At 58.6% G+C, this 1516-nt stretch carries 2 protein-coding genes; both read right to left on the bottom strand.

Annotated features, from left to right (window positions below; all coding sequences use genetic code 11):
- Positions 1–194: 194 nt before the first annotated feature.
- Complete coding sequence (locus NKJ04_RS33555; RefSeq protein WP_352680109.1) at positions 195–557, bottom strand: hypothetical protein; 363 nt, start codon at positions 555–557, stop codon at positions 195–197.
- A complete protein-coding gene (locus tag NKJ04_RS33550; RefSeq protein ID WP_352680107.1) occupies positions 527–790 on the bottom strand; it encodes a response regulator in 264 nt (87 codons plus the stop codon). Before NKJ04_RS33550 ends, NKJ04_RS33555 begins: the two co-directional genes overlap by 31 nt.
- Positions 791–1516: the final 726 nt, after the last annotated feature.

Below are 1516 nucleotides of genomic sequence, written 5' to 3'. Positions count from 1 at the left end.
GCGAACGGCATAGTCAGATTGTAGGCCGACGGGTGATTGCTTTCCAGCGTCTCAATCATCCAGCATTTATGAGTTCACGACCTAGCATCAGCGGTCGCAACTGCGTGCCCTGCTTGATGATCCTGCCCAAATGCGGATGGGAACCGGGGAGGCCGCTGCATCCTGGCTCATGTGCGCTCTTCATCCGACCAAACTCAATTCATAAGATCTGCGCCCCGGGTCCTCGCCACCTCTCGCATAATGGCGCCAAGCCAGTTTTCCGTGGACTCCTCCGCCTGTCTGCAGTCTACCTCCCGGATCGCTCGTTCTAGGGTCCGCTCGACGAGACGGTCTGACGCATCGACATCTCCCAGCATCATGCGCGCCGCGAGCCGCAGCTTGGGCAAAAGCGCGTACACGTCGTCGGATGAACCTTGCTCGAATGTCTCTGCTCGTTCAGCTGCCTGCGCCGAAAGAAGGGCGCGAAACACTGCCTCATTGCCAAATGATTTGCGAAGATTGCTTGCAAAGCGGAGAGGCTCCGGAATCACGATGTCGCTATCGCCGCTGAAGAACACGAGGGGATACCCCGGCGCACCAGTTCATCGGCGATGGGAAACACCCGTTGGCCGTTGAGATTGACATCGAGAATTGCAGCTTCGGCTGCATAGGTGTGTTCCCACGCTTGTTTAACGGATGGAGCGGGGCCAAGAATGATGGCTCCCATGCTCCTGAAAAACCGCGCAAGGTCTGCCGCTACGAACCACTCGTCCTCGACAATCAGGATGTGCAGTCCGCGCACATCGCGCACCTTCTTATCCTTTCTTTAAAACAGGTGAGGTGCTGCGAACCTGTTTGTCGAGATCTGTCGTCCAAGGCGGTCTGCAAGCGCTTCGCAAGCACGACAATGCGGTTGGGTATGACGCCCGCATCTGGCGGCTGCTGTGCACCCGGTTTCGCAGGCAGCCTGATCTGTGAAGAACGTTGCCTCATCGTCGAGAAACGTCATCTACGCGAACTCGTTCCGCCACAGGGGAGGCAAAAGGGATGCATGCCAAACTCAGCCTAGGGCGTGGCGAGCCCTCGTTCCTTTGCCAAGTGTCCATATTCCTGCTGTTAACCCGTCCAACAATTGGGAATTGCGGAATTCCGATCCGGCCTTTCATCTCACGCGCGCAGCGCGATAACCCGGACCGACGCGCACCAGATAGTCGCAGGCTGCAGCCTTGCGTGTAACGCACCGCGAGTAGACCAGGACCGAGGAGCGCCCCACCCGTCTGCACAGCCGTCACAATCTTTGGGACTGGCGCCGACCCCCGTCGTCACCACGGCGGCGCGCCACTGGCGCCCAATCGTTCATCCACCCCGCTTGAAACCAGCTTCAATCGCCGTCCTTGGCGACCTCAGTGCCACATCCTCTCTCTAAGCCATTTAAGAAACCTGTTCCCTCCGATCGACCGGCGGACTCTAGCGGCAGCCCACTGCCCTCTGAACGTGGTTCCGACATGGCAACTGCAGACGATGTCATGCAACTCAC

Origin of the sequence: Mesorhizobium sp. M0618 (genome assembly GCF_040320765.1) — a bacterium.
In the GTDB taxonomy this organism is placed as follows: Bacteria; Pseudomonadota; Alphaproteobacteria; order Rhizobiales; family Rhizobiaceae; genus Mesorhizobium.
Note: the sequence above shows the minus strand (reverse complement) of the source record. Positions and strands in the feature narration are given on the sequence as shown.